This window comes from Pseudogemmobacter humi, assembly GCF_900609055.1.
In the GTDB taxonomy this organism is placed as follows: Bacteria; Pseudomonadota; Alphaproteobacteria; order Rhodobacterales; family Rhodobacteraceae; genus Pseudogemmobacter; species Pseudogemmobacter humi.
Genome location: NZ_UXAW01000133.1, coordinates 1 through 1,170 on the forward strand (window position 1 = coordinate 1; position 1,170 = coordinate 1,170).

Annotated in this window: 1 protein-coding gene; it reads right to left on the minus strand. The window is 68.5% G+C overall.

Features of this window, described 5'->3' with window-relative positions; translation table 11 throughout:
- Window positions 1–298: 298 nt before the first annotated feature.
- The gene (locus XINFAN_RS20270; RefSeq protein ID WP_124088670.1) at window positions 299–961 is read right to left on the minus strand and encodes a pyridoxamine 5'-phosphate oxidase family protein; all 663 of its coding nucleotides are present in this window, start codon (window positions 959–961) and stop codon (window positions 299–301) included.
- Window positions 962–1,170: the final 209 nt, after the last annotated feature.

Consider the following 1,170-nt stretch of genomic DNA (forward strand, 5'->3'; position numbering starts at 1 on the left):
ATCCAGTCAAGACGCTGACCCTCGCGAAACCAGAAACCATCAGCCGACGAAACAGACTCCCCGTAAAGCGACGCGTAACCAGAAGCGTCAATATGGGCAGACATGACGAAAGACGGGGATGGCGGATAGGTGACGACAGGCGCTGACATGGTTTTCTCCCTCTCCTCCGGCGGGCAGGCGGGCGGCGCGTAAACCGCACCGCCCGCAGGCTGCCGCGGGATCCTGCCCGGCGACGGCGCCGGGGCTCTTCTCCCAAGGTATCGGGCGCAAGCGGCCGCAAGGTCAAGCTGCGCGGCTCTCAGCCGAAGAAGAAATCCCGCAGATAGCCGGGCGGGGCCTCTGCAAGCCCGGGCGCCAGATCCGGCGCGGGCTGCGGCTCGCCGGTCGCCATTCGCAGCGGCAGCACCCCGGCCCAGACCGGCCAGGCCCGGTCTTCGGGCGGATCGGCGGGACCGCCCGCGCTGACCTTGACCGAGGCCTCGCTCAGCGGCAGCGACAGCACCGCGGTTGCCTTCAGCTCCTGCGCCGTCATTGGCCGCAACTCCGGCCAGCGGCCGGGAAACAGCCGCTCCATCATCGCCCGCAGCGCGGCCTCTTTCTCCGCCGGATCCTTCAGCGCGGCGGCGCGACCGAAGACCATGACCGAGCGGTATTGCGTGGAATGCTCCAGCCCCGAGCGCGCCAGCACCATACCGTCGACGGCGGTGACGGTCAGGCAGACCTCCGCCCCGGCGGCGGCCTTCATCATCCGGCTGGCGGAGGAGCCGTGCCAGAAGATCCGCTCGCCGATCCGCCATTGCAGCGTGGGCGTCACCACCGGAGAGCCGTCGATCAGATGGCCGACATGGGCCAGCGGAATCGCATCGACCAGCGCCCGGACCAGCGCCGGATCATAGCTGGCCAGCTCATGCTGGCGGCGGGCACGGGTGCGGGCGGAGGGCGGCGGAGAATGCTCGGGCATATCCCGTTCATAGCGCGCCGCAAAGGAATCGGGAAAGCGAAAACCCGTCCCGCGATCCTGTCTTCATCCTGAGAAAAATACCCAAAGGGGTCGGCCCATCGGATTTCGCCATTGGTTCGGGAAACCAATGGTCTTGCGGGGTGTGAAACCTCCTGCGGCCGCCCCCGACACGACGCCCCCCGCCCCGGGCCGGACCGCAGCAAGCCCAC

Coding starts and splice junctions, on each gene's coding strand:
- XINFAN_RS20270 (WP_124088670.1), bottom strand. CDS start 961: ATGCCCGAGCATTCTCCGCCGCCCTCCGCCCGCACCCGTGCCCGCCGC.